Below are 24,044 nucleotides of genomic sequence, written 5' to 3' on the forward strand. Positions count from 1 at the left end.
CGATGACTTCCTCCCCTTTCCCGCTCGATGCCCTCAAGCCGCTGGCCGGCCGCCTGCTGGAAGGCCTGCTCAACCGGGCGCTGGCGCTCGACCCCGAGACCCGCGCGGCGCTGGCCGACCTCGACGGGCAGCGGGTGCAGCTCCAGCTCGAGGCCCCGCCGCTGGCGCTGGAGATCTCGGTGGCCGGCGAAGGCCTCCGGGTGGGGCCGCTGCGCGAAGGCGAACCGGACCTCGCGGTGAAGGCGAGCCTGGGGTCCCTGCTCGGTCAGCTGCCCTTCCTGAAGGCCAGCGGCGCGGCGCCGGTGGGCAAGGTGCGGATCAGCGGTGACGCTGAACTGGCGCGGCGCCTGCAGCGGCTCGCCGAGGGCTTCGATCCCGATACGACGAAACCCTTCGTCGAGGCCTTCGGCCCGGTGATAGGACCGCAGATCGCCGGCCTGTTGCGCGAGGGCCTGCGCACGGCGCGCGCGCAGGCCGGCACGCTCGCCCGCAGCGGCGCCGAGTACCTCACCGAGGAGGGCCGCGAGGTGGTGGGGCGCGAGGAACTGCGCGCCTTCCTCGATGAAGTGGATGGCCTGCGCGACGACGTCGAACGCCTGGCCGCCCGCGTCGCCCGGCTCACCGCGGCCCGCGGGGGCGGGGCATGATCGCAGCGCCGCTGCGCGCCCTGCGCATCGCCCGGGTGCTGTTCAGGCACCGCCTGGACGCCCTGCTGGAGGGCACGCCCTTCGCCAGCCTGCGCTGGGTGCTGCGGCCGCTGGGCCGCGGCCGCTCCGATACCCCGCGCGGCGAGCGCCTGCGCGCCGCGCTGGAGGAACTGGGCCCGATCTTCGTGAAGTTCGGGCAGATCCTCTCCACCCGCCGCGACCTCTTGCCGCCCGACATCGCCGACGCGCTCGCCCTGCTGCGCGACCGGGTGGCGCCCTTCGATGGCCGCGAGGCCCGGCGCATCATCGAAGAACAGCTCGGCCAGCCGATCGGGGCGCTCTACGCCGAGTTCGACGAGACCCCGCTGGCCTCGGCCTCGATCGCCCAGGTGCATGCGGCGCGGCTGCGCGAGGCCGATGGCAGCGCCGGCCGCGCCGTGGTGGTGAAGGTGGTGCGCCCGGGCATCGAGCGGCAGATCGCCGCCGACCTCGAGCTTCTGAAGGCGCTGGCCGAGGTGGTGGCCCGCACCCACCCGCGGGCCGACAAGATCCGTCCGCACGAGGTGGTGGCCGAGATCGAGACCACGCTGCGCGGCGAGCTCGACCTGCAGCGCGAGGGCGCCAATGCCTCGGTGCTGCGCCGCTTCTGGCAGGGCAGCGAGGACCTCTACGTGCCCGAGGTGTTCTGGAGCCACAGCCACGAGCGGGTGCTGACCCTGGAGCGGGTGAGCGGCATCCCTGCCGACGACATCGCCGCGCTCGAGGCCGCCGGCATCTCGCGCAAGACGCTCGCCGCCAAGGGCGTGCGGGTGTTCTACCAGCAGGTGTTCCGCGACAACTTCTTCCACGCCGACGCCCATGCCGGGAACATCTGGGTGGACGACGACCCGGCGCGGCGCGAGAACCCGCGCTTCATCGCGCTCGATTTCGGGATCATGGGCCAGCTCTCGGCCACCGACCAGTACTACCTGGCCGAGAACTTCATGGCGATCTTCCAGCGCGACTACCGGCGCATCGCCGAGCTGCACGTGGAGGCCGGCTGGATGCCCGCGCACCTGCGCCTCGACGACCTCGAGGCCGCCACGCGGGCGGTGTGCGAGCCCTATTTCACCCGGCCGCTCGCCGAGATTTCGCTGGGCGAGGTGCTGGTGAAGCTGTTCCGCACCGCCCAGCAGTACGAGCTCACCCTGCAGCCGCAGCTGATCCTGCTGCAGAAGACCCTGCTCAACATCGAGGGCGTGGCCCGCCACCTCGATCCGAAGCTCGACATCTGGGCGGTGGCCGAGCCGGTGCTCGCCGAGATCCTGAAGAAGCGCTACAGCCCGGGCTGGCTCATCGAGGAGTTCAGGAAGCGGCTGCCGGAGCTCATCACCCGCGCCCCGGACTTCCCGCGCCTGGTGCACGGCTTCCTCGCCCAGCAGGTGGAGGCGAGGCACCGGATCCACGTCGAATCGGTCGACATCGCCGCCCTGGCGCGGATCTCCGCCGCCAACCAGCGGGCCAGCGTCTACGCCATCCTCGGCGCGGGCCTGATGATCACCGCCGCCGTGCTGTTCGCCCTCGAAGCCGGCGGCCCGCGCTGGGCCGGGGCGCCGCTCGCCACCTGGCTCACCGGCGCCAGCGCGCTGGCCTGCTTCATCGCCGCCTGGCCGCGGCGCTGACGGCCCGCCCTCTCCCGCGGCATGCACGCGCTGGCCCCCGACCTGCACATCCCGGTGCTGTACCGCGATGCGCGGCTCGCCGTGGTGGACAAGCCGGCGCGGCTGATGGCCCACGACAGCGGCCTTGCCCGCGGCGAGCAGGACTTCCTCGCCGACCGGCTGCGCGCGCAGTTCGGCCAGCCCGTGCATCTCGTCCACCGGCTGGACCGCGCGACCTCGGGCTGCCTGCTCCTCGCCTTCGACAAGGACACGGCGCGGGCGCTGGGCGAACAGTTCATGGGCCGCGCCGTGGAGAAGACCTACCTCGCGGTCTGCCGCGGCTGGCCGGCGCCGGCCGAAGCCCTGATCGACCACCCGCTGGACGGCGGCCCGGGCAAGCCGGAGAAGAAGCCGGCCCAGACCGCCTACCGCGTGCTCGCCACCGGGACCATGCCCTGGCCCTACCGTGAGCACGCCGAATCGCGCTTCGCCCTGCTGGAATGCAGGCCGCACACCGGGCGCTTCCGGCAGATCCGCCGTCACCTGAAGCACCGCCACCACCACCTGATCGGTGATACCAGCCACGGCGACGGCGCGCGCAACCGGATGTTCCGCCAGCATCTTGGCGTGCACCGCATGCTGCTGCATGCCTGGCGGCTCGTCTTCACACACCCCGAGACGGGCGGACGAATAGCGGTGGAGGCCGCGCCGGATGAGGCGTTCGGGCGGGTGCTCGCGGCCTTCGGCTGGCAGCTGCCCGGGCTTGACTGATCGTTCAGCCGGGGCGGGCTAGGGTCGGTGCGTGCGTTTCCCCACCGCGCTCCTGCTGTGCTTCCTCCTCGTGGCCGCGGTCGATGTCCGGGCCCAGCGGACGCCTGATCCTGTGCGTTTCCCCGGCCTCACCCATGCCGAGGACCAGCGGATGCGCTTTGCCAGCGAGCTTCTGGCGCTCTGTCTCGAGGCCAGCGGCGAGCCGCTGCGGCTGCAGCCGGTGCAGGCGATGAACCAGCAGCGCGGGCGCGAGGCCGCCCTGCGCGGCGAGATAGACGTGACCCTGCTGCCGAACACCGCCCGCGAGACCGGCGCCCTGCGGCCGGTGAAGCTGCCGCTGCGCCGCGGGCTGCTCGGCGTGCGCCTGCTGGTGGCGCGGCCGGAAACCGCCGAGGCCCTGATGCACGTCGAGACCAGCGGCGAGCTGATCCGCGGCTTCCGCATGGGCTACGACCGCGCCTGGCTCGATGCCTGGACCTTCGAGGCCATGGGGTTTGCCATCGTCTACGGCAACAACTACAGCGGTCTTTTCGACATGCTGCGCGCCGACCGTTTCGATTACCTCAGCCGCGGGGTGAACGAGCTGCCTGCCGAGCTCGCCGAGCCGCGGCTGGCCGGGCGCGGCCTGGTGGTGGTGCCGGGCATCGCCCTGTACTACCCGCTCGACGACTATTTCTGGGTCTCGCCCCGGCGCCCGGAGCTGCATGCGGCGATCGAGCGCGGCTTCCTGCGGGTGCTCGAGGACGGCCGCTACGCCGCGCTGTTCAACCGGCACTACGGCCGGGCGATGCGCGAGGCCCGGCTGGGTGAGCGCAGCGTGCTGCACCTGCCCGGCTACCCGGTGCCCCCGGGCACGCCGCTGGAACACTTCGACGTGCTGCAGCCGGAGGTCTCGCGGGCGCGGCTGGTGCCGCCCACGCCGCCCGCCACGCCAGCGGAGGCGGCGGGCGGCTGAAGGCCGGGGCCGGCGGCGGCGCCCGGCATGCGCCCTCAGCGCTCGAGGATGGCCGCGACACCCATGCCGCCGGCAGTGCACACCGAGATCAGGGCGCGGCCCGAGCCCTTCTGCTTCAGCAGCTTGGCCGCAGTGGCCACGATGCGCGCGCCGGTGGCGGCGAAGGGATGGCCGAGCGCCAGCGAGCTGCCGACCACGTTGAGCTTGCCACGGTCGATGGCACCGAGCGGCGCGTCGAGGCCGAGCTTGTCCCGGCAGAACTCCGCCGACTCCCAGGCCTTCAGGGTGCACAGCACCTGCGCGGCGAAGGCCTCGTGGATCTCGTAGAAATCGAAGTCCTGCAGGGTGAGGTTGTTGCGCGCCAGCAGCTGCGCCACCGCCCAGGCCGGGGCCATCAAAAGCCCGTCGCCATGCACGAAATCCACCGCCGCGACCTGGGCATCACGCAGGTAGGCCTGCACCTCGAGGCCGCGCGCCGCCGCCCAGTCCTCCGAGGCCAGCAGGCAGGCCGCGGCGCCATCGGTGAGCGGGGTGGAGTTGCCGGCGGTGAGCGTGCCCTTGCCCGAGCTCTTGTCGAAGGCCGGCTTCAGGGTGCCAAGCTTCTCCACCGAGGTCTCGGGGCGCAGGATGTTGTCGCGCTCCACCCCGCGGAAGGGCACCACGAGATCGGCATAGAAACCCTCGGCATAGGCCTTGGCCGCCTTCATGTGCGACTGGTAGGCGAGCTCATCCTGCTCGACACGGGTGATGCCCCATTCCTTGGCCATGATCTCGCAACTCTCGCCCATGCTCTTGCCGGTACGCGGCTCGGCCACGCCGGGGAACTCGGGTTTCAGCTCGGCGAAGGAGAAGCCCTTCAGTAGGGCCTTGATGCGGTCGCCTGCGGTCTTCGCCATGTTCATGTCGAGCAGGCGGCGGCGGAAGGCGCGGCTGTGCACGATGGGCACGTCGGAAGTGGTATCCGAACCGCCGCCGATGCCGGCCTCGATCTGGCCCAGCGCAATCTTGTTGGCCACCGCGATGATGGTGTCGAGCGAGGTGCCGCAGGCCCGCTGCAGGGTGATGCCCGGGGTGTAGGGCGAGAGACCGGAGCTGAGCACCACCTCGCGTCCGAGGTTCCAGTCGCTGCTGTGCTTGAGCACCGCGCCCATCGCCACTTCGCCGAGGCGGACGCCGTGCAGCCCGAACTTCTCGACCACGGCTCCCACCGCCTTGATCGACATGCCGAGGTTGCCGACGTCGAAGTAAGCGGTGTTGTTGCGGCAGAAGGGAATGCGCTGGCCACCGAGGATGGCGACGCGACGGGCGGGGCGGGGGCTCATGGTGCGGGAAACTCCGGTGGAAGCGTCAGGCCGCCGCGGGCGGCCAGAGATGGGGATTGTGCCGCCAGACCGCCTCGAGCCAGGCGATGAAGAGCGGGATTTCCGGCACCGGCTCGGCCTCGCGCCGCCACTCGTCGAGCAGCAGGGTGGGGTGGCGGCCGCCGATCAGCACCTCGCAGCTCTGGGCGAAACAGCGCGTCCAGGCCGGGGTGAAGCCGATCTCGGCGCGCGCCGCGGCAAGCCTGGCGGCTTCCACGGCCGCGCCGGCGCTGAGCGCGGCAGGCTCGATGGGCACTGGCGAGGGCGCAGCGCGCGGCAGCGGGTGCTCGGGCTTGCGCGCCACCGCCTGGATCCAGGGGGAATCGGTGTGCTCGAACACCAGCTCGAGGCCGGCGGCGCGGACGTAGAGCCGCACCTCCTCGGGGGTACAGAACTGGTTGCGGGCCACGTCCTTGCGCTGCGCAGGATCGCTGCGGCCGACCTCGTCGACCTCGTAGGTGAAGCGCTGCCAGCCCACCGGGTGGGCAAGGTTCCAGTGGTCGAAGTAGAACAGGCCGCCGGGCCGCAGCACCCGCGCCACCTCGCGCAGGTAGAGGTTCATGTCCTCCTTGTCCATGTGGATGAACACGGCCACGCAGTAGCCCTTGTCCATCGAGGCATCGGCGAGCGGCGAAAGCCTGGGTCCGGCAAGCGCACTGGCACGGGCGCCGGGGTGTGCGGCCACCCGGGCGTGGGCCAGGGCGGCCATGTTCTCGGCGATGTCGAGGCCATGCCATTCGGCCACGTGGCCGGCGAGCTGGGCGCCGATACGGCCCACACCGCAGCCGATCTCGAACACCCGGTCGGCAGGGGCAAGGTCGAGGGCGGCATGCACCTGGCGCGCGGTGTAGGCGCCAGTGAGCGCCAACACCTCCTCGCTGGCGCTGCCATCCACCGCCAGCATGGCGGCGGCGAGGCTGGAAGACCGCGCGTTCCACGCAGCCTTGTAGGTGTCGGGTGAAGTGGACAAGGTCCGGGCCGTGAAGATGGACCACAATAGGGTAGTCCCTCGCCGCCGAGCACCCAAGCCCATGCGCCATGAGACTTCCGACGACGTGCTGTGCACCTTGGCGGCGGTGGCCGTCGAGCGCCCGCCCGGCACGCCGCTCGCCCGCCTCGCCCTGCCGCAGGCCGAGGCCGGTGACTGGGCCACGGCCGTGGCCGCCGACCTCGCCCGCCTGGTGCCCGAGGCCGCCGCCCTCGATCTCGTGTTCGCCAGCGCGCTCTACGACCCGGCCGAGCTGTTGCGCCCACATTTCCCGCTGCATGCAGCGCTGGAGCGCTACGCGGCGCGCGCCCCGGGCCCCGACGGCGGCCGGGTGATCGCCTTCGGCGCCGGCCCCGGGGGCATGGTGCCGGACCTCGCCCCCGATCCCGGGCTGGCCGATGGCCCGCTCAAGGTGCTGCCCTTCCTGCTGCGCGGCCCCGCAACCGAAGTGCGGCGGATCGGCGAGATCCTGGAATCCCGCTTGCTCGATACCGGCATGGCCGATGCCGGCACCGCACTCGCCACCCAGGCCGCCTTCGGCCTGCGCTGCGAGCACATGCGCTACCTGACCCTGCACGACCTGATGGCGATGACCGCCATGCAGTACGAGCATGCCGGCCTCGGCGCACTCTGGCCGATGGTGGAATCGGCGCTGTTCGGCGACGGCGACGAGATCCTGCTCGATGCTCCGCCCGAGCCGCTGGTGCGCTATGCCGGCGGCGCCGTGCGGATCGCCCTGCTCGATGCCGATGCCTGGGCCCTGGGCGGCTTTGCCCCGCCGGGCCTGGATGCCCAGGGCATGGAACGCGCCTTCGCCCGCTTCGAGGCCCGGCAGCGGCAGATCGCCGCGGTACTGGCCGGGCACGGCCTCGAGGTGACCTTCGACCACTGCCCGGTGGGCAAGGACGCCCGCGCCATCCTGCGCGCCTGAAGCACCGCAACATTCCTTTGCCGCCGCCCGGGGCTATAGTCCCCGCCGAGGGAGCTTGGCGGAGGGCACCAGCATGGCTGGAGCGGGAAGCAGGCAGGCGGGGCGGGAGGGAGTCCACATCGGCCGGCGGCATGCCCTGGCCGGCCTGGCGGGGCTGGCCACGGCGGCCCTGCTGGGCTGCGGGCGCGGCGGCAACGGCGCCCCGCCGCGGATCTTCACCCTCGCCTACGACATCTGGCCCGGCTACTACTCCGCCGCCCTGGCCGATGCCCTCGGCCTGCTGGCCGAGGCCGGGCTCGGCCTGCGCATGATCGCCCCGGGCACCACCGACCGCATGCTGGCCGAGTTCCACGCCGGCCGCCACGACCTCATCGCCTGCTCGATCGGCGACATCATCCCGATGGCCGGGCGCAGCCGCGACATCGCCATCGTGCTCTCCAGCGACGAATCGGCGGGCGGCGACCAGGTCTTCCAGCGCCGGGGCTTCGATCCCGGCTCGGCCGGGCTGATCCGCATCGGCACCGATTTCAGCGGCTTTGGCGAGCTGTTCATGCGCGACTACCTCGCCCAGGCCGGCCTGGCCGACCGCCCCCTGCAATGGCTGCACGTCGATGCCAGCGAGGTGCGCTACGCCCTCGATGCCGGCAGCATCGACATCGGCAACACCTGGGAGCCCTATGCCAGCGCCACCGCGCGGGCCGGGCACCGCCGGGTCTTCGACAGCTCGCAGACCCCGGCCCTGATCACCCAGGTGGTGGTGGCCAAGCGGCGGCTGATCGAGGCCGAGCGGCCGCGCCTTGCCGCCTTCTGCGCCGCCTGGCTCGAAGCCACCGAACGCTGGCTCGCCGATGTGCCGGCCGGACAGAAGACGATCGAGGCCCATCTCGGCCTGGAACCCGGCGCCGCCTCGCTGGCGGGCATCCGCCTGCATACCCTGGCCGACAACCGCCGCCTGCTCGATGGCGAGGCGCCGGCCCTGCTGCCGGTGCTGGAGCGCTTCCGCGCCTTCTTCGCCGAACGCGGCGAGGACCCGGGCGATCTTCGCTTCCTGCTCGAGGCGGACCTGCTGCCGTGAAGTACGCCACCCGGGTCACCCTGCTGATGCTCGCGGTGGCGGCCCTGCCGGCGAGCCTGCTGCACTGGCGCAGCTTCGAGGCCGAGCGCGAGGCCCGGGCCGCGGCCGCCGACCGCGTGCTCTCCGGCAATGCCGAGGAGGCGGCGGCCCTGCTGGATGCCGCCCGCCGGCGCTGGCTGGACGGCGTGCGCGCGGATGCCCGGCTGCCGGGCATGGATGCCCTCCTGCGCGCCCACGATCCGGCCCTGGATGGCACAGGCAGTGCCTTCTTCGCCGCCATCGCCGGCCGCGATCCGGTGAACGTGGGCGCGGTGGGCCTGCTCGACCTGGAGGGCCGGGTGGTGCTCGACTCGCGGGCGCTCAACCTCGGCCGCCGCGAGGGCGCCGAGCCCTATGTGCGCGCCGTGCTGGCCGATGGCCAGCCCCTGCTCTACGGCCCCTACCGCCCGGCCGGCGAACGGGTGGCCGGGCTGTTCGCCGTGGCCCTGGTGCGCGATGCCGAGGAACGCCCGGCCGGCCTGCTGAGGGTGCGCTACGAGCCCAGCGTGCTCGGCCAGGTGATGGCGGTGAGCCTCGGCAATACCGAAGGGCTCTCGGCCAGCCTGCTGGACGGCGAGGGCCGGCTGCTCTGGGGCGTGGGACCGGAAGGAGAAGACCCGTTGCCGCCGCTGCCGGCCCGGACCGGCGGCACGGCCGCGTTCGACCTCGGCCGCGAGCGGGTGGCCACGGCGCGGGTGCCGGCCAGCGACTGGCGGGTGGTGGTGCGTCAGCCGCTCACCACGTGGCAGGCCCCGCAGCGGGCGGCGATGCACACCTGGCTGCAGCAGTCGGTGCTGCTGCTGGCGCTGCTGCTCACCGCCTCGCTGCTCCTGGGGCGCTGGATCGCCCGGCCGCTGGCGGCCTTCAGCGAGGTGGCGCGACGCATGGCCGGGGGCGATTTCCAGCCGGTGCCGGCCTGGCGCGGCGCCGTCGAGGCGCGGGCGCTCGGCGAGGCCCTGGACCAGCTCGCCGCCCGCCTGCGCGAGACCATCGGCGCGCTCTCGGCGGAACTCGAGCAGCGCCGCGCCACCGAGCAGGCCCTACGCGAGAGCCGGGCCGAGTTCCGTGCCCTGGTCGAGCAGCTGCCCGGCGCCGTGTACCGCTGCGCCAAGGCCACCGACTGGCCGATGGACTACCTGAGCCCGCAGATCGAGGCCATCACCGGCTATGCGCCGGAGGCCCTGCTGGCCGGCGACGGCACGGGGTTCACCGCCCTCGTGCTGCCCGAATACCGCAAGGCCAACGAGGAAGCCGTGGAGCGCTCGCTGGCCAACGGCGGCCGCTTCGAGCTGCGCTACCGCCTGCGCCACCGCGATGGCGGCCTGCGCTGGATCTGGGAACTGGGCTGCGTGCACCTGGACGAGGCCGGCCAGCCCTCGCGGCTCACCGGCCTGCTGTTCGACATCACCGAAAAGGCAACCGCAGACCAGGCCATGGACCTGCTGCGCGGCGGGGTCGAAACACAGCTCGGCGGCGACTACTTCAAGGCCCTGGCCACCGGCCTGGTGAAGGTCCTGGACGTCGATTACGCGATGATCGGCCGCTTCCTCGACTGTCCGCCGACGCGGGCCGAAGTACTGGCCCTGGTCGATCGCCAGGGCGCGGTGCGGCAGTTCGAATTCGAACTCGATGGCACGCTCTGTCGGGAAGTACTGGCTCACGGCCATCTGGAAGTCCTCGAAAAAGCGAGCGAGCGCTTCCCCGCCGATACCGTCCTCGTCGAAATGGGCCTGCAAAGCTATATCGGCCGTCGGCTCGATGATCGCAAGGGGAATCCGATCGGGCTGGTCACGCTCATGCACACCCAGCCTCTGAGCAGGGGCAGCGCAGCCGCACGCCTGCTCGATCTATTCCAAGCCCGCGCTGCCGCCGAGCTGGAGCGACTGATGGCCGAGGAGGCGCTGCAGCGGCTGGCCGAGACCCTGGAGAACCGGGTGGCCGAACGCACTCGTGAGTTGCAGGAAGCCAATGCCACGCTCTCACAGGCCATGGACCAGCTGGTGCAGCGCGAGAAACTGGCCTCACTGGGCAGCCTGGTGGCGGGGCTGGCACATGAGCTCAACACCCCGATCGGCAATGCCCTCACCGTCTCCACCGCGCTGGGCGACCTGCACCGGCAGTTCACCGGCCTGCTCGCGAGCGGGCAGCTCAAGCGCTCGGCGCTCGAGCAGTTCCTCGCCGAGAACACCGAGGCGGCCAGCCTGATCGAACGCAATCTGGAACGCGCCGCCACCCTGATCAGCCACTTCAAGCAGGTGGCGGTGGACCAGGCCAGCATGCGGCGGCGGCGCTTCGAGCTCGGCGAGCTGGTGCAGGACGTGCTCTCCACCCTGAGCCCGCGACTGAAGCGCTCGCCGCACCGGGTGGAGGTGGCGGTGCCGAAAGGGCTTTCGCTCGACAGCTACCCAGGACCGCTGGAGCAGGTGCTCACCAACCTGCTCGAGAACAGCCTGGTGCACGCCTGGGATGAGGGCCAGGCAGGCTGCATCCACATCCATGCCGATGCTCTCGGAGAAGGCGAGGAGGCCGGCGTCCGCCTGGTCTATGAGGACGATGGCCGAGGCATCCCGAAAGAGTCTCGGCAGCGGGTGTTCGATCCCTTCTTCACCACCCGCCTCGGCCAGGGCGGTAGCGGCCTTGGGCTCTATCTCGTGTACAACCTGGTGCACGGGCGGCTGGGCGGCCGCATCCGCCTCCTCGACCGTGAGGGAGGAGGAGTACGCTTCCAGATCGACCTGCCGGCCAAGGCGCCGGCCGGGGCCACGGAGCCCGAAGCATGAGCGAGGAATGGATCCGTTTCGCCAGCGAGGCCCCGCCGCCGCAGGCGGAAGGCGGGCCGCGCCCCTGGTGCGTGGTGGTGGTGGACGACGACCCGGAGGTGCACGAGGCGACCCGCTTCGCCCTGCGCCATGTGCAAGTGCATGGCCGGCCGCTGGAACTGGCACATCTGCACTCCGCCGCCGAGGCGCGTGCCGCACTGCCCACGCTCGGCATCCCGGCGGTGATCCTGCTCGACGTGGTGATGGAGACCGAGGACGCCGGCCTCACCCTGGTGGATTTCATCCGCGGCGACTGCGGCCTGTCTGCCACCCGCATCGTGCTGCGCACCGGCCAGCCCGGCTACGCGCCGGAACTCAGCGTGTTCGCGCGCTACGACATCAACGACTACTTCACCAAGGCCGAGCTCTCGCGCACCCGGCTGATCACCGCCATCACCTCGGCGGTGAAGAGCCACGAGCAGATCCGTACCATCGAGGAGAGCCGCCGCGGCCTCGAGCTGATCGTGAAGAGCTCGGCCGAGCTGCTGCAGCCCCAAGCGCTGGCGAGCTTCGCCCAGGGCGTGCTGACCCAGGCCAAAGCCCTGCTCGGCGGTCCGATCGATGGCATCGTCTGTGCCCAGCGCGGCTCGCCGCTCGATCCCTCCGACGAACGCCTGTACGTGGTGGGAGCGGCCGGCGCGCTGGCCCATGAGGTCTGGCACCCGCTCTCGGAAGTGCATGCCGAGCCGGTAGTGACGGCGATCTCGCAGGCTCTGCGCGAACACCGCAATCTGCACGGCGAGCGCCACAGCGTGCTCTACCTCTCCACCCTGGAGCGCGAGGCGGCGATCTACGTCGCCACCTCGGCGCCGCTCGGGGTGGTGGAGCGGCAGCTGCTGGAAGTCTTCGCCGCCAACCTCGCCGCCTGCTTCAGCAACCTGCAGCACTTCGAGGAAGTGCACCGGCTGGCCTTCCGCGACCCGCTCACCGGACTCGTCAATCGCGCCGGGTTGCTGCGCGAGCTGGACGGCGTGGCCGGCCGCACCGACCTGCGCCTGGTGCTGGCCGACATCGACCACTTCACCGATTTCAATGATGGACTTGGGCAGGAAGCCGGCGATCTCTTGCTCTCTGCCGTCGGTGCGCGCCTGCGCGAGCGCCTCGGCGGCCAGGCCACGCTGGGCCGGCTCGGCGCCGATGTCTTCGCCCTGATCGGCGACCGCGAGGCACTGGCACCGGAGGCGGTGCTGGCGGTGTTCGACGAACCCTTCTCCTTCGGCGAGCACCACACCCCGGCCAGGGTCTCGCTGGGCCTGTGCGATCTCGGCGACTGCGGCGACGGCGTCTCCGCCCTGCGCCACGCCAACATCGCGCTCAAGCGCGCCAAGCGCGGTGCCGGCGGCGAGCCCTGGGTGGCCTATGCCCCGGCCATGGCCGAGCACACCCGGGCACGGCTCGACATGCTGGGGCAACTGCGCCGCGACCTCGAGCAGGAGCGCCTGCTGCCCTGGTTCCAGCCGCAGGTCGATCTCGCCGACGGCCGCGTGGTGGCCGCCGAGGCCCTGCTGCGCTGGCCCGATGGCGCCGGCGGCTGGGTGCAGCCGCCGGATGTCTTCATTCCGCTCGCCGAATACTCCGGGCTCATCGTGCCGATGGGCGAGTTCGTGCTGGACCGCGCCTGCGCCTTCCTGAAGTCGCTGGAAGGCCGGCCGGGCGCACCCGCCTCCATCGCCGTGAACGTGGCCATGCCGCAACTGCGCGAGCGCGGCTTCGTGCCGATGGTGGAGGGCACCCTGCGGCGACACGGGCTGCAGGGCCGCCAGCTGGAGCTGGAGATCACCGAATCGATCGCCATGGACGAGGCGCAGGGCCTCAGGCGGCGGCTCGAACACCTGCGCGGAAGTGGCGTGCGCATCGCCATCGACGATTTCGGTACCGGCTATTCCTCGCTGGCGCAGCTGCGCGAGCTGCCGGTGGATGCGCTGAAGATCGACCGCCGCTTCGTCTCCGAGTTCAGCGCGGGACCGGACGAGGCTTTCGTCGAATGCATCCTGATGCTGGCGCAGCGCCTTGGCCTCGTCACCGTCGCCGAGGGCATCGAGGACGAGGCGCAGGCGGCGCTGATGCAGCGCCATGGCTGCGCGCTCGGCCAGGGCTGGTGGTTCGCCCGGCCCATGGCTCCGGCCGCCTTCGCCGACTGGCTCGGCACGCGGCTCAGCCGCGGCTGAAGCCGGCCTCGAACACCCGGTAACGGGCATCCTCCATGCCAAGCGCGGCATAGGTGGCCTGGGCGCGGCGGTTGTCGTTCTCGACATAGAGCCGCAGGCCACAGACCCCGGGCGTGGCCCGGGCCAGCCGCTCGGCCTCGGCGTAGAGGGCGCGGAACACGCCGCCGCGGCGCGCCGCCGGCGCCACGTAGACGCTCTGGATCCACCACCACCAGGCATTGCGCCAGTCGCTCCATTCGGTGGTGAGCATCAAGGTGCCCACGGGTTCGCCGGCGCGTTCGGCGACGAAGTAGCGGGCCTTGGCCGGATCGGCGAGGCCGGCCGCGATGCCGGCGCGCACGGTGACGGGATCGAGGCGCTTGCCCTCGGTCTCGAAGGCCATGGCCTCGGCCCAGCGGGCGAGCGTGTCGAGCTCGTCGGCGCGGGCGGGGCGGACGGTGATCGGGGTGGGGCTCATCGCGGCGGGACTCGTTCCGGTGTCGTCGAAAAAAGGGGGGGGGCTCAGCCCGGCTTGCGGCCGCGGCGGCCGGGGCCGAGCTTGCGTGCCACGGTATTGCGGCCGATGCCGAGCTGGGCGGCGGCGAGCTGGCGGTGCCCGCAGTGATAGTCCAATGCGGTTTCCAGCAAGGTGGCCTCGAAGGCCTCGCGCAGCGGCGCGGCAATGCCCTGCTCGCCCGCCACGAGGCGTTGCCGCAGCGCCTCGGCAAGCGCCGCACGCCAGGCCGCGTCCCGGCCTTCGCCGGGCGCCGATAGGGCGCCGGCCTCACGCAAGGCGGCCTCTACCGCCGCTGCCGGGATGCGCTCGCCGGCGGCCAGCGCCACCAGACGTAGGCACAGGTTGCGCAGCTCGCGCACATTGCCCGGGAAGGCATGCCGCTCGAGGCGCTCCAACGCCGCCGGAGCGAGCCGCCGCGGTCCAAGGCCCATGGCCTTGGCCGCCTCGGCCACGAAGCGGCTGGCGAGCAGCGGAATATCGCCCTGGCGCTCGCGCAGCGGTGGCAGGCTGAGCCGCAGCACGTCGAGGCGGTGCAGCAGGTCCTCGCGGAAGCGGCCCTCACGCACCCGAGCGGCGAGGTCCTGGTGGGTGGCGGCGATCACCCGCACGTCCACCCGGATCAGCTCGCGCCCGCCCACGCGGAAGAACTCGCCCTCGGCCAGCACCCGCAGCAGGCGGGTCTGCAGGCCGGCTGGCATGTCGCCGATCTCGTCGAGGAACAGGGTGCCGCCATCGGCCTGCTCGAAGCGCCCGATGTGGCGCTTGCTGGCGCCGGTGAAGGCCCCGGCCTCGTGGCCGAACAGCTCGCTCTCCAGCAGCTCGGCGGGAATGGCAGCGGTATTGAGGGCGACGAAGGGACGCTCGGCGCGCGGCGATTCGGCATGCAGGGCGCGGGCGACGAGTTCCTTGCCGGTGCCGGTCTCGCCGGTGATCAACACCGCGAGCGGTAGCTGGGCATAGCGGCCGATGGCACGGAACAGGGCGCGCATCGGCGGGCTCTCGCCGAGCAGGACGGACGAGCCCTCGGGCATCACCGCGGCCTCCGCCGTAGCGCGGGACTGGGCGGCGTCCAGCCGGTCCTTCAGGAGCTCGCGGGCCAGCTGCACCGCGGCATCGAGGTCGAAGGGCTTGGGCAGGTAGTCGCGCGCGCCGCCGCGGAAGGCTCCGGCAGTGGTGGCGACATCGGTGTAGGCGCTCATCACCACCACCGGCAAGCCGGGCTCGCGGGCACGCAGGGCCTCGAGGAAACCGAGGCCATCGGTACCCGGCATGCGCACATCGGTGAACACCAGCGCGGCCCGCTCGCCGCCTGCCAGCGCCGCGAGCGCGGCGTCGGCGCTGTCGAAGCCCTGCACCACGAAGCCGGCCTCGCGCAGGGCCTCGGCCAGCACGAAGCGCACGGCGCGGTCGTCGTCGACGACGAAGATGCGCGCGCTCATGGGCGGCCCTCCACCGCCGTGCCCGGCCCGCCCTCGACCGGATCGGGCAGGGGCAGCAGCAGGGTGAATACGGTATGGCCCGGCCGCGAGCGGTAGGCCAGCGAGCCGCCATGTTCGCGGGCGATCTGCTGCGCCAGCGGCAGGCCAAGCCCGGTGCCCTCGGCCCGCCCCGAGACCAGCGGCAGGAACAGGCGCTCGACGAGGTCCTCCGGCACGCCGCGGCCATCGTCGGCCACTTCCACCCGCACCGCCAGGCGGTGGCTGCGCTCACCGATCAGCACCTGGTGCTCGGCGCGGGTGCGCAGGCCCACCTGGGAGGCGCCGCTCTCCAGCGCGTTGCGCACCAGGTTCCACACCGCCTGGGTCAGGCGGTCGGCATCGCCCTGCAGGTCGGGCAGGCTGGGGTCATAGTCGCGCACCAGCTTCACCGCCCAGCCGGCCTCGGCCTCGGCCAGCTGGCGCACCCGCTCCAGCACGGCATGGATGTTGACGGCCTCGAAGGGCCGCGGCGGCGCCGGGGTGAGGATGCGCTCGACCAGCCCGTTCAAGCGCTCCACCTCGCTGGCGATCAAGGCCACCAGCTCGCGGCTCTCCGGGTCGGCCGGGCGGCGCGAGAGCAGCTGCGCCGCGCCCTTCAGCCCGGCCAGCGGATTGCGCAGCTCGTGCGCCAGGCCGCGCAGCGAGGCACTCAAGGCCTGTGGCAGGGCAGTGACCGGGTCGTCGCCCGGGAACTCCTCCACCGGATGCAGTTCCAGGCGCAGCCCGGCCTCCTCGCGCAGGCAAAGCACATCGGCGAACTGCACCGGCCCGCTGCCGAAGCCCAGACCCACCCGCTGCAGGCGCAAGGGCTGGCCATCGGCCGGCACCCGCGGCAGCGCCGCCGCCAGCCGCTCGCCGCCCTCCAGCTCGGAAAGGCCGAGGCCCAGCAGGCGGCGCGCGCTCACCCCGAGCCAGGCGGCGAAGGCGGTGTTCAGGGCCTCGAGCCGCCCCCCGGCATCCAGCCAGGCAAGCGGCGTGGCAAGGCGGTCGAAGGCGGCGAGGTCGCGGGGCATGGCGGCAGTATCGCACCATGCGCGGGCATTTTTGCCGGGCGGGTTACTGCGCCGCCGCCCCGAAAATGCCGACGGCCCGCTCCCGCGGGCCGCGGCGTCGACGCCTGGCGCCAAAAACCGCGCCACCGCTCCCCCGGCGGCGCGGGCGCGATCCTCAGATCGCGTAGTACAGCTGATACTCGAGCGGATGGGTGGCCGCGCGGAACCTGGTCACCTCCTGCATCTTGAGCTCGATGTAGCCGTCGATGAAGTCGTCGGAGAACACACCGCCGGCCTTGAGGAACTCGCGGTCCTTGTCGAGGGCCTCGAGCGCCATGTCCAGCGAGTGGCAGACCTTCGGGATGTTCTTCTCCTCCTCCGGCGGCAGGTCGTAGAGGTCCTTGTCGGAGGGCGCGCCCGGGTCGATCTGGTTCTTGATGCCGTCGAGGCCGGCCATCATCAGCGCGGCGAAGGTGAGGTAGCCGCTCTGCATCGGATCGGGGAAGCGCATCTCGATGCGGCGCGCCTTCGGGTTGCTCACGTACGGGATGCGGCAGCTCGCCGAGCGGTTGCGCGCCGAGTAGGCCAGCATCACCGGGGCCTCGAAGCCCGGCACCAGGCGCTTGTAGCTGTTGGTGGTGGAATTGGTGAAGGCATTGATGGCGCGGGCGTGCTTGAAGATGCCGCCGATGTACCAGAGCGCGATCTGCGACAGGCCGCCGTAGCCGTCGCCCGAGAACAGGTTCACCCCGCCCTTGCTGAGCGACTGGTGCACGTGCATGCCGCTGCCGTTGTCGCCGACGATGGGCTTGGGCATGAAGGTGGCGGTCTTGCCGTTGCGGTGCGCCACGTTCTTGACGATGTACTTCAGCGTGGTCAGCTCGTCGGCCTTCTTCACCAGCGAGTTGAACTTGACGCCGATCTCGCACTGGCCGGCGTTCGCCACCTCGTGGTGGTGCACTTCCACTTCCTGGCCCACCGAGGCCAGCACCTTGCACATCTCGGCGCGCAGGTCGTGCAGCGAGTCGGTGGGCGGCACCGGGAAGTAGCCGCCCTTCACGGTCGGGCGGTAGCCATGGTTGTTGCCGTCCTGCTTCTGGTTGGTGGCCCAGGCGGCTTCGTCGGAGAAGATCTCGTAGCCGACCTTGCCCATGTCATTGCTGAAGCGCACGCCGTCGAAGATGAAGAACTCGGGCTCCGGGCCGAAGAAGGCCTGGTCGGCGATGCCGCTGGCCTTGAGGAAGGCCTCGGCGCGCTTGGCCACGCCGCGCGGGCAGCGCGAGTAGCCCTGCATGGTGGCCGGATCGAGCACGTCGCAGATCAGCACCAGGGTCGGGTCGGCGTAGAACGGATCGACGAAGGCGGTGGCGGGATCCGGCAGCAGGATCATGTCGCTCTCGTTGATGCCCTTCCAGCCGGGAATGGAGCTGCCGTCGAACATCTTGCCGTCCTCGAACAGGGCGGGCTCGACGATGCTCGCCGGGAAGGTGACGTGGTGCTGGGTGCCACGCATGTCGACGAAGCGCAGGTCGACGAACTCGATGGCGTGGTCCTTGATCAGCTTGTTGACGGTCTCGATGCTCACGGAAAGGCTCCGGCTGGGGTGGGAAACGCCAGGGAAGAGAGCAAGCGCCATGCCAAGCCTTCCCTGCGCGCAAGCCATTGATCCTGAAAGGGCAGGGCGGGGTTCCCGGTGGCAGATTGCGCCAGACGGAGGCGCTCATGGAGCAACTGGGTGCATTTCTGAAGCACGCCGCCCGGATGGAGACCCCCTGCCCCGCCCGCTACCGGGGCGGACCACCCACCCGGCACGCCCCTGCCCGCCCGGCCCACGCCGGGACCGGCCTGCCGCTAGACTCCGGCCTTTCCGCCGCGGTCCTGCGCCTTGAACGACCTGCTCATCGCCCTCTTGCTCGGCATCCTCGAGGGCATCACCGAGTTCCTGCCGATCTCCTCCACCGGCCACCTGCTGATCGCCCAGCACTGGCTGGGCCCGCAGTCCGACCTGTTCAACATCGTGGTGCAGAGCGGGGCCATCCTCGCCGTGCTGCTGGTGTTCCGCGCCCGCCTGCTGGCCCTGGCCGCAGGCTGGCGGCAGCCGGCGCAGTTCGACTACCTCTTGAAGCTGGGCGCGGCCTTCGCGGTGACGGCGGTGGTCGGCCTCGTGGTGCGCAAGCTCGGCTGGAGCCTGCCGGAGACGGTCTGGCCCGTGGCCACGGCCCTGGTGCTGGGGGGGCTGCTGATGCTCGCCATCGAACGGAGTGTGGCCAGGCGGCCGGCGGCGCCGGAGCCGGCGCTGCCTGCCATCGGCTGGAACGTGGCAGTGTGGGTGGGGCTGGCGCAGGTGCTGGCCGGCGTGTTCCCGGGCACCTCGCGCTCGGCGGCGGCGATCTTCGCCGCCCTGCTGGCGGGTGCCCTCTCGCGCCCGGCGGCGGCCGAGTTCGCCTTTCTCGTCGGCATCCCCACCATGTTCGCCGCCAGCGCCTACGCCCTGCTGGAGTATGCGGGCAACCCGGCGGCCCCGCGCGAGGACTGGGCGGCGCTGGCCGTGGCCTTCGCCGCGGCGGCGGCCACCGGCTTCGTGGTGGTGCGCTGGCTGCTCGGCTACGTGAAGTCGCGGCCCTTCACCGTGTTCGCCTTCTACCGCATCGCCCTCGGCTTGGGGCTTTTGCTGTTCCTGCCGCGCGGGGCCTGAAGGCCCCGCGGGGAGGGACTGGCCTCACTCGGCGGGATAGCCGAGGCGCACCGCCAGGGGCGACAGGGTGGCGAAGGCCGGGGCCAGCACGCCGGCATAGGCGCGCCAGCTGCCGGCGGGCAGCTCGACCGGCACCGCCACCGGCGCCGGTACCACGGCCGGCGGCGGGGCGGGAAGGCCGCAGGCCGCGGCCAGGGCCTCGCCGAAGCCGGCAGGGTCGCTGGCAAGGCCATCGGCATCGAGACGGAACACCCGCGCCGGATCGGCGGCCTCGGCCTCCAGGTACTGGCCGAGCACGGCCGAGAGCCAGGCCGCGGCGGCCTCCACGCCGGGGAAGGGGTAGCCGCTCGCCGAGCCCTCGGCCAGCCAGGTGAGCAGGAGATCGCGCGGGTCGCGCAGCAGGGCCACGAGGCGGGTACCGTGCAGGGTGGCGTGGGTCCAGCCATCCCAGTGCGGCAGACCATCGATCATGGCTGCCGGATCGAGGCCATTGGCCTCCAGCGGCGCCCGCCAGCGCGCGGCCGTGCCGGCCGCGGCATGGTCCGGCGCCACCCGCAGGCGGTTGAAGCCATCGTCGCGCCGGGTGTCGGCGAAGCGGTCCAGCAGCACCCGCTCGGGCGCGGCGGCGGCGAGCAGGGTGTGGATGGGCTCGAGACGCACGCCGGGCGGGCCCCAGAGCAGGCAGCCGGCGCCGCCATCGGCAGCCGGGCGGGCGGCGCTCGCCGGCACCGGCTGCGGCAGGCGCGGCAGGAAGCCCTCGGCCCAGAACTGCTGCCAGGCCGCCGCGGCCTCGGCCACCCGGCCCACCCGGTGCAGGGCGGCGCCATACCAGGGCAGCAGGGCATGGCGCTGGCCGGGCGAGACCACGCCGTCGAGCAGGGCCTGGGTGGCGGCCATCGCCGCCTCGGCCGGCTGCCGGGCGGCGGCACGGGCGAGGATGCGCCGGGCCTCCATCAGCCGCGGCTCGAGGGCCAGGGCCTCGCGGGCGGCCGTCTCGGCCGCAGCCAGCTCGCCCTGATGCTCGCGCAGCGTGGCCTCGGCCTCGAGGGCGTCGCCGGAGGCAGGGGCCGCCGCCCGCCAGGCCGCGATGGTGGCCTCGGCCTGGGCAAGATCGCCGAGCCCGAGCAGCAGGCGCCAGCCCTGGGTGAGCCCGGGGCGCTCGGCCAGCCGGGCCTGCAGGCGGGCCACGGCCGCCTCGGGACCGCCGAGATGGTGGTTGAGCTGCAGTTCCAGGGCCAGCGCCGGGCCATGCTCGGGGGCCTCGGCCAGCACCGCCTCGACCCCGGCCGAGGCCTCCTCGAGACGGCCGGCCGCGGCGCAGAGCCGGGCATGGGTCCAGCGCGCCGCCACCGAGGCCGGCGCCGCCTCCACCCAGGCGATCGCCGCCTCGAAGGCCTCCGGCAGGCGGCCCTGGGCTTCGAGGCAGGCGACGAGGGCGCCGTGCAGATTGGGCGCGGCCCCGCTCAGGGCGAGGGCATTGCGCAGGGCCTGCTCGGCGAAGGCGAGGTGGTTGCGCTGCAGGTAGGCCAGACCGAGCGCGGCCTGGGCCAGCGGATCGCGCGGGGCGCGCTGCACCGCGGCGCTGAGCAGGGCCAGGGCGCGCTGGCCATCGCCGGAAAGCTCGGCGAGCTGGGCCTCGGCCAGCAGCAGGCGCGGGTGCTCGTCGTCGATCCGCTTGGCCAGCGCCACGAGGCGCTCGGCCTCGGCGCGGTCGCCGCGGCCGAGGGCGAGGTGGGCCAGGGCCACGTAGGCGGGCAGCTGGTTGGGGTCTTCGGCCACCGCGGCGCGGAAATCGGCGGTCGAGGCCTCGAGGTCGCCGCCCTGCAGGTGCAGGAAGGCGCGGGTGGTGATGAGCCCGGCATGGCCCGGGGCGAGGGCAAGGCCGCGGTCGATGGCGGCGGCGGCGGCGGCGGTGTCGCCGGCCGCGCCATGGGCCTGGGCCAGCCACTCGAAGGCCTCGGGATTGGCCGGCTCGGCGGCCACCCAGCGTTCGGCGGCGGCCAGCGCGGCCGTGGCATCACCGGCGCGCAGCGCCGTCATCACGTCATGCAGCATGGGAGTCCCTCGGAAAAGGCCCGGCCGGGAGCCCGGCCGCTTATCAGGAAACGCCCAGTGTAGCGGCATCGGCCGGCTGGCCCGCCGCCTGCCCGAGGGCGGCGAGGAAGCGGTCGCGGATCCAGCGCTCGGCGAAGCCCTCCAGCGCCGCGTTCAGAAGAAAGCCGCAGTGCCCGCCATAGGGGCTGATCTCCAGCCGGGCCGAGGGCGGCAGGCGCAGGGCGTGGAAATCGGCCACCGGGATCACCGGGTCGTCCGCCGCGGTGAGGATCGAGGCCGGCACCGCGAGGTCGGAGAGGCGGTCGCCGGCGATGGCATAGCCGTCGAGATAGGCCTCGAGGCTGGGAAACTCGGTGTACTGCGCAACGAGATAGCGGGTGAGGCTGCGCATGTCGCGCCCGAGCTCGGCCGGCGAAAAACGGTGCCGTTCGGGGAAGTGGCGCTGCTTGAGCACGAGCGAGCGCCGCCACTTCCTCATGAAATACCAGTGGTAGAGCGGCAGGCCGGTCTCGAGGGCGCGCAGGCCGGATTCGCCGTGCACCACCGGGCAGACCGCCGCCACATGGGCCAGCCGCAGCCCCGCCGCCGGGGCGGCGCGGGCCACCCGCAGGGCGAAGTTGCCGCCCAGCGAGAAGCCGGCCGCCATCCAGGGCCGGCCGGGCAGACGCGCCTGGGCCGCCTTCGCCGCCAGCACCACCTCCTCGAGGCGGCAGCTGTGGAAGGGCTCCGGATTGAGATGGTGGGTGTCGCCATGGTCGCGGAAGTTGAGCTGCACCACCTCGAAGCCGGCCTCCAGGAGCTGGCGGGTGGTGTGGCGCACATAGCTCGAGCGGTGGCTGCCCTCCCAGCCGTGGAAGAGCAGGGCCGTGGCCCGCGGCACGCGACCCGGCAGCGAGAGGTGGAAGGCCTGCAGCACCGCCTCGCCGGCCGGCAGCCGCCATTCCTCCACCTGCGGCGCCAGCCGTGCCAGGGCCCGCTCGCCGGCGATGCGCCGGGGCGGGGCGGCCGAGAGCAGGGACTGCAGGTGGCCGTTGCGCAGCCAGGCGGGCGGGCGGTAGTCGGCGGCGCTCAGCATCGGGGGCCTTCAGCGGGCGAGCACCGCGGCGATCCGCTCGCGGCAGGTCTCGGCCATGCGCCGGCGGCCGTCCTCGCTGGGGGGCACCGGGTCGAGGAAGTGCACCTCGGCCACCCGGCCCGGCTCGCCGAGCAGGCGTACGAAATTGCCCATGAAGCTCTCGCCCGGCGCGAAGGCAACGATGCGCTGGGCCTCCCCCCCCGCGCCATAGCGCAGGGCCACCGGCTGGGCCGGCACGTTCGCTACCACGGCGGGCTGGAAGATGCGGGCATGGAACACGCCCAACGCCTCGCCGCTGGTGGTGCGGCCTTCCGGGAACACCGCCACCGGGCGCCCCTCCTGCAGGCGCTGCACCATCTGGTGCATCACCCCGTGCAGCGAGTCCTGGTTGCCGCGGTGGTGGTAGATGGTGCCGCCCAGGCTGGCGAGCCAGCCCACCAGCGGCCATTTCTCGACCTCGGCCTTGGAGACGAAGCCGGCCCAGAGCTGGCTGTGGAACAGCTCGATGTCGATCCAGCTGACATGGTTGGCCACGAACAGCACGGCGCCGCGCAGCGGCGTGCCATAGCGGCGCACGCGCAGGCCGAAGACCCGCAGCAGGCCGCCGGACCAGGCGCGGATCAGCCGGGCATGCAGATCCTCGCCGCCCCAGGCGATGCGCCGGGTGCCGGGCAGCACCAGCAGCAGCACCACGAGCGGCAGGAACAGGCCGAGGTGCACGGCCAGGAACGGCAGGCGGGCAAGCAGGCGGAGCCAGCGCATGGCCTCAGCCCCGGCGGACGGCGAGGGTGAGCCGGCTGGCGCAGACCAGGCGGCCCTGCTCGTCCTCGATGCGGATGTCCCAGACCTGGGTGCTGCGGCCCACGTGCAGGGGCCGGGCAGTGCCCACCACCCAGCCCCCGGTCATGGCCCGCACATGGTTGCAGTTGAGCTCGAGGCCCACGGCCTGCCCGGCGCCGTCCTCGAGGCAGAGGTTGGCGGCGATGCTGGCCAGGGTCTCGGCGAGCAGGGCCGAGCTGCCGCCGTGCAGCAGGCCGTAGGGCTGCTTGGTCCGCGCATCCACCGGCATCCGCCCGCGCAGGTAGTCGGGGCCGAGCTCGGTGAGCTCGATGCCGAGATGGCCCACCGCGCAGCCTTCGCGCTGCGCGTTCAGCAGCTCGATCGGCGGGCGGCGGCGGAAGGGGCCTTCGGGATTCGCCTGCATCGGCCGCCCTTCAGCGCAGGTAGGTCGAGGGCCGCCAGACGTTGGCAAGGTAGCTGCGGCGGCCATAGCCCGAGCTGGCGCCATAGCCCACGCCGACATCGCGCTGGCGGCGCACGTGCATGCGCTCGAGCAGTTCGGCGCGGCGGCCCTCCAGCCAGTCGGCCACGCCCACCTGGGCCGGGTCGAGGCCGCGGCGCCGGGCCTCGGCGCTGCGGTATTCGCAGAAGTCGTCGTAGGCCTCGATCTCGTGGCGCAGGCCGCGGGTGGCGAGCTCGATGGCGATGGCATCGTCGAGGAAGCCGAGCACCGGCACGTGGTCGGGGATCAGGTCCTTCGGCTCGGCAAAGTAGGCAAGGGCGCCCAGGATGCGCTGCTGATCCTCCCCGGGCATCGCCCAGGCCGGGTCCTTGAGCATGGCGATCAGGGTGTCGAGCAGATCGAGCCGGTCGGCGATGAAATCGGGCACCGTGACGCCCCTGGCCTTGGCGAGCAGGGCGCCGGCGGCATCGGCCACCTGCGCCGGGGCCTTGCTGGCGGCGGCCTTGCGGGCCTCCTCCATCGCCTTCGTGAAATGCTCGAGGTCGCGATCGGAAAGCTCGATGGTGAGGGTCAGGGACATGGCAGGGCCCGGGGGATCCGAATGGAAGGCCCGGGC

Annotated in this window: 20 protein-coding genes; 9 read left to right on the forward strand and 11 right to left on the reverse strand. The window is 72.5% G+C overall.

Annotation, left to right across the window (positions count from 1 at the left end; genetic code table 11):
• Positions 1 to 2 precede the first annotated feature (2 nt).
• The 4 genes from G408_RS0109710 to G408_RS0109725 are packed head-to-tail and all read left to right on the forward strand — an operon-like array spanning position 3 to position 4,013.
• Complete coding sequence (locus G408_RS0109710; protein ID WP_028770926.1) at positions 3 to 647, forward strand: ubiquinone biosynthesis accessory factor UbiJ; 645 nt, start codon at positions 3 to 5, stop codon at positions 645 to 647.
• Positions 647 to 2,308 carry a ubiquinone biosynthesis regulatory protein kinase UbiB gene (gene ubiB, locus G408_RS0109715; RefSeq protein WP_028770927.1) on the forward strand — a complete coding sequence of 554 codons (1,662 nt, stop codon included), beginning with the start codon at positions 647 to 649 and terminating at the stop codon, positions 2,306 to 2,308. The genes G408_RS0109710 and ubiB overlap by 1 nt, the downstream gene beginning before the upstream one ends.
• 21 nt (positions 2,309 to 2,329) lie before the next feature.
• Entirely contained in the window at positions 2,330 to 3,058 is a 729-nt protein-coding gene (locus tag G408_RS0109720) for a pseudouridine synthase (RefSeq protein ID WP_028770928.1), read from the forward strand.
• A gap of 31 nt (positions 3,059 to 3,089) precedes the next feature.
• Entirely contained in the window at positions 3,090 to 4,013 is a 924-nt protein-coding gene (locus G408_RS0109725; protein ID WP_028770929.1) for a type 2 periplasmic-binding domain-containing protein, read from the forward strand.
• Between the two features lie 35 nt (positions 4,014 to 4,048).
• Here G408_RS0109725 and G408_RS0109730 read toward each other — a convergent pair whose 3' ends face one another.
• Together G408_RS0109730 and G408_RS14870 are read right to left on the reverse strand one after the other, a co-directional pair.
• Complete coding sequence (locus G408_RS0109730; protein WP_028770930.1) at positions 4,049 to 5,335, reverse strand: acetyl-CoA C-acetyltransferase; 1,287 nt, start codon at positions 5,333 to 5,335, stop codon at positions 4,049 to 4,051.
• 25 nt (positions 5,336 to 5,360) lie between these two features.
• Positions 5,361 to 6,344 carry a class I SAM-dependent methyltransferase gene (locus G408_RS14870; RefSeq protein WP_169719224.1) on the reverse strand — a complete coding sequence of 328 codons (984 nt, stop codon included), beginning with the start codon at positions 6,342 to 6,344 and terminating at the stop codon, positions 5,361 to 5,363.
• A gap of 61 nt (positions 6,345 to 6,405) precedes the next feature.
• Here G408_RS14870 and G408_RS0109740 point away from each other — a divergent pair, with 61 nt between their 5' ends.
• The 4 genes from G408_RS0109740 (at position 6,406) to G408_RS14170 (ending at position 13,394) form a co-directional block, all read left to right on the forward strand.
• Positions 6,406 to 7,293, forward strand: coding sequence for a hypothetical protein (locus G408_RS0109740; RefSeq protein WP_051282858.1), 888 nt, complete (start codon positions 6,406 to 6,408; stop codon positions 7,291 to 7,293).
• A 73-nt stretch (positions 7,294 to 7,366) separates the two neighbouring features.
• Entirely contained in the window at positions 7,367 to 8,368 is a 1,002-nt protein-coding gene (locus tag G408_RS14875) for an ABC transporter substrate-binding protein (RefSeq protein WP_028770932.1), read from the forward strand.
• Positions 8,365 to 11,187: an ATP-binding protein gene (locus tag G408_RS14880; RefSeq protein WP_051282859.1), complete on the forward strand. Its 2,823-nt coding sequence runs from the start codon at positions 8,365 to 8,367 to the stop codon at positions 11,185 to 11,187. Before G408_RS14875 ends, G408_RS14880 begins: the two co-directional genes overlap by 4 nt.
• Positions 11,184 to 13,394, forward strand: a complete 2,211-nt coding sequence (locus tag G408_RS14170) for a putative bifunctional diguanylate cyclase/phosphodiesterase (RefSeq protein ID WP_051282860.1) — start codon at positions 11,184 to 11,186, stop codon at positions 13,392 to 13,394. The genes G408_RS14880 and G408_RS14170 overlap by 4 nt, the downstream gene beginning before the upstream one ends.
• On the opposite strand, the gene G408_RS0109760 is transcribed toward G408_RS14170, so the two are convergent.
• The 4 genes from G408_RS0109760 to glnA all read right to left on the reverse strand — a co-directional run bounded on the left by G408_RS0109760 (position 13,381) and on the right by glnA (position 17,945).
• A complete protein-coding gene (locus G408_RS0109760) occupies positions 13,381 to 13,851 on the reverse strand; it encodes a GNAT family N-acetyltransferase (RefSeq protein ID WP_028770933.1) in 471 nt (156 codons plus the stop codon). The genes G408_RS14170 and G408_RS0109760 overlap by 14 nt on opposite strands.
• A gap of 44 nt (positions 13,852 to 13,895) precedes the next feature.
• Positions 13,896 to 15,329, reverse strand: coding sequence for a nitrogen regulation protein NR(I) (gene ntrC, locus G408_RS0109765; RefSeq protein ID WP_028770934.1), 1,434 nt, complete (start codon positions 15,327 to 15,329; stop codon positions 13,896 to 13,898).
• Positions 15,326 to 16,381, reverse strand: coding sequence for a two-component system sensor histidine kinase NtrB (locus G408_RS14175; RefSeq protein ID WP_051282861.1), 1,056 nt, complete (start codon positions 16,379 to 16,381; stop codon positions 15,326 to 15,328). The genes ntrC and G408_RS14175 overlap by 4 nt, the downstream gene beginning before the upstream one ends.
• A gap of 154 nt (positions 16,382 to 16,535) precedes the next feature.
• A complete protein-coding gene (glnA, locus tag G408_RS0109775; protein WP_028770935.1) occupies positions 16,536 to 17,945 on the reverse strand; it encodes a type I glutamate--ammonia ligase in 1,410 nt (469 codons plus the stop codon).
• Between the two features lie 300 nt (positions 17,946 to 18,245).
• Here glnA and G408_RS0109780 point away from each other — a divergent pair, with 300 nt between their 5' ends.
• Entirely contained in the window at positions 18,246 to 19,055 is an 810-nt protein-coding gene (locus G408_RS0109780; protein WP_028770936.1) for an undecaprenyl-diphosphate phosphatase, read from the forward strand.
• 24 nt (positions 19,056 to 19,079) lie between these two features.
• Here the strand turns inward: G408_RS0109780 and G408_RS0109785 are convergent, their stop codons facing one another.
• The 5 genes from G408_RS0109785 to G408_RS14190 are packed head-to-tail and all read right to left on the reverse strand — an operon-like array spanning position 19,080 to position 24,008.
• A complete protein-coding gene (locus tag G408_RS0109785; protein ID WP_028770937.1) occupies positions 19,080 to 21,110 on the reverse strand; it encodes a tetratricopeptide repeat protein in 2,031 nt (676 codons plus the stop codon).
• 43 nt (positions 21,111 to 21,153) lie between these two features.
• Complete coding sequence (locus G408_RS14180; protein WP_051282915.1) at positions 21,154 to 22,182, reverse strand: YheT family hydrolase; 1,029 nt, start codon at positions 22,180 to 22,182, stop codon at positions 21,154 to 21,156.
• A 12-nt stretch (positions 22,183 to 22,194) separates the two neighbouring features.
• A complete protein-coding gene (locus tag G408_RS14185) occupies positions 22,195 to 22,947 on the reverse strand; it encodes a lysophospholipid acyltransferase family protein (RefSeq protein WP_037412912.1) in 753 nt (250 codons plus the stop codon).
• Positions 22,948 to 22,951: 4 nt separating this feature from the next.
• Positions 22,952 to 23,389, reverse strand: a complete 438-nt coding sequence (locus G408_RS0109800; protein ID WP_051282862.1) for a hotdog fold thioesterase — start codon at positions 23,387 to 23,389, stop codon at positions 22,952 to 22,954.
• A 10-nt stretch (positions 23,390 to 23,399) separates the two neighbouring features.
• Complete coding sequence (locus G408_RS14190) at positions 23,400 to 24,008, reverse strand: YkvA family protein (protein WP_051282863.1); 609 nt, start codon at positions 24,006 to 24,008, stop codon at positions 23,400 to 23,402.
• Between the last annotated feature and the right edge of the window lie 36 nt (positions 24,009 to 24,044).

This window comes from Silanimonas lenta DSM 16282, assembly GCF_000429065.1.
GTDB lineage: Bacteria > Pseudomonadota > Gammaproteobacteria > Xanthomonadales > Xanthomonadaceae > Silanimonas > Silanimonas lenta.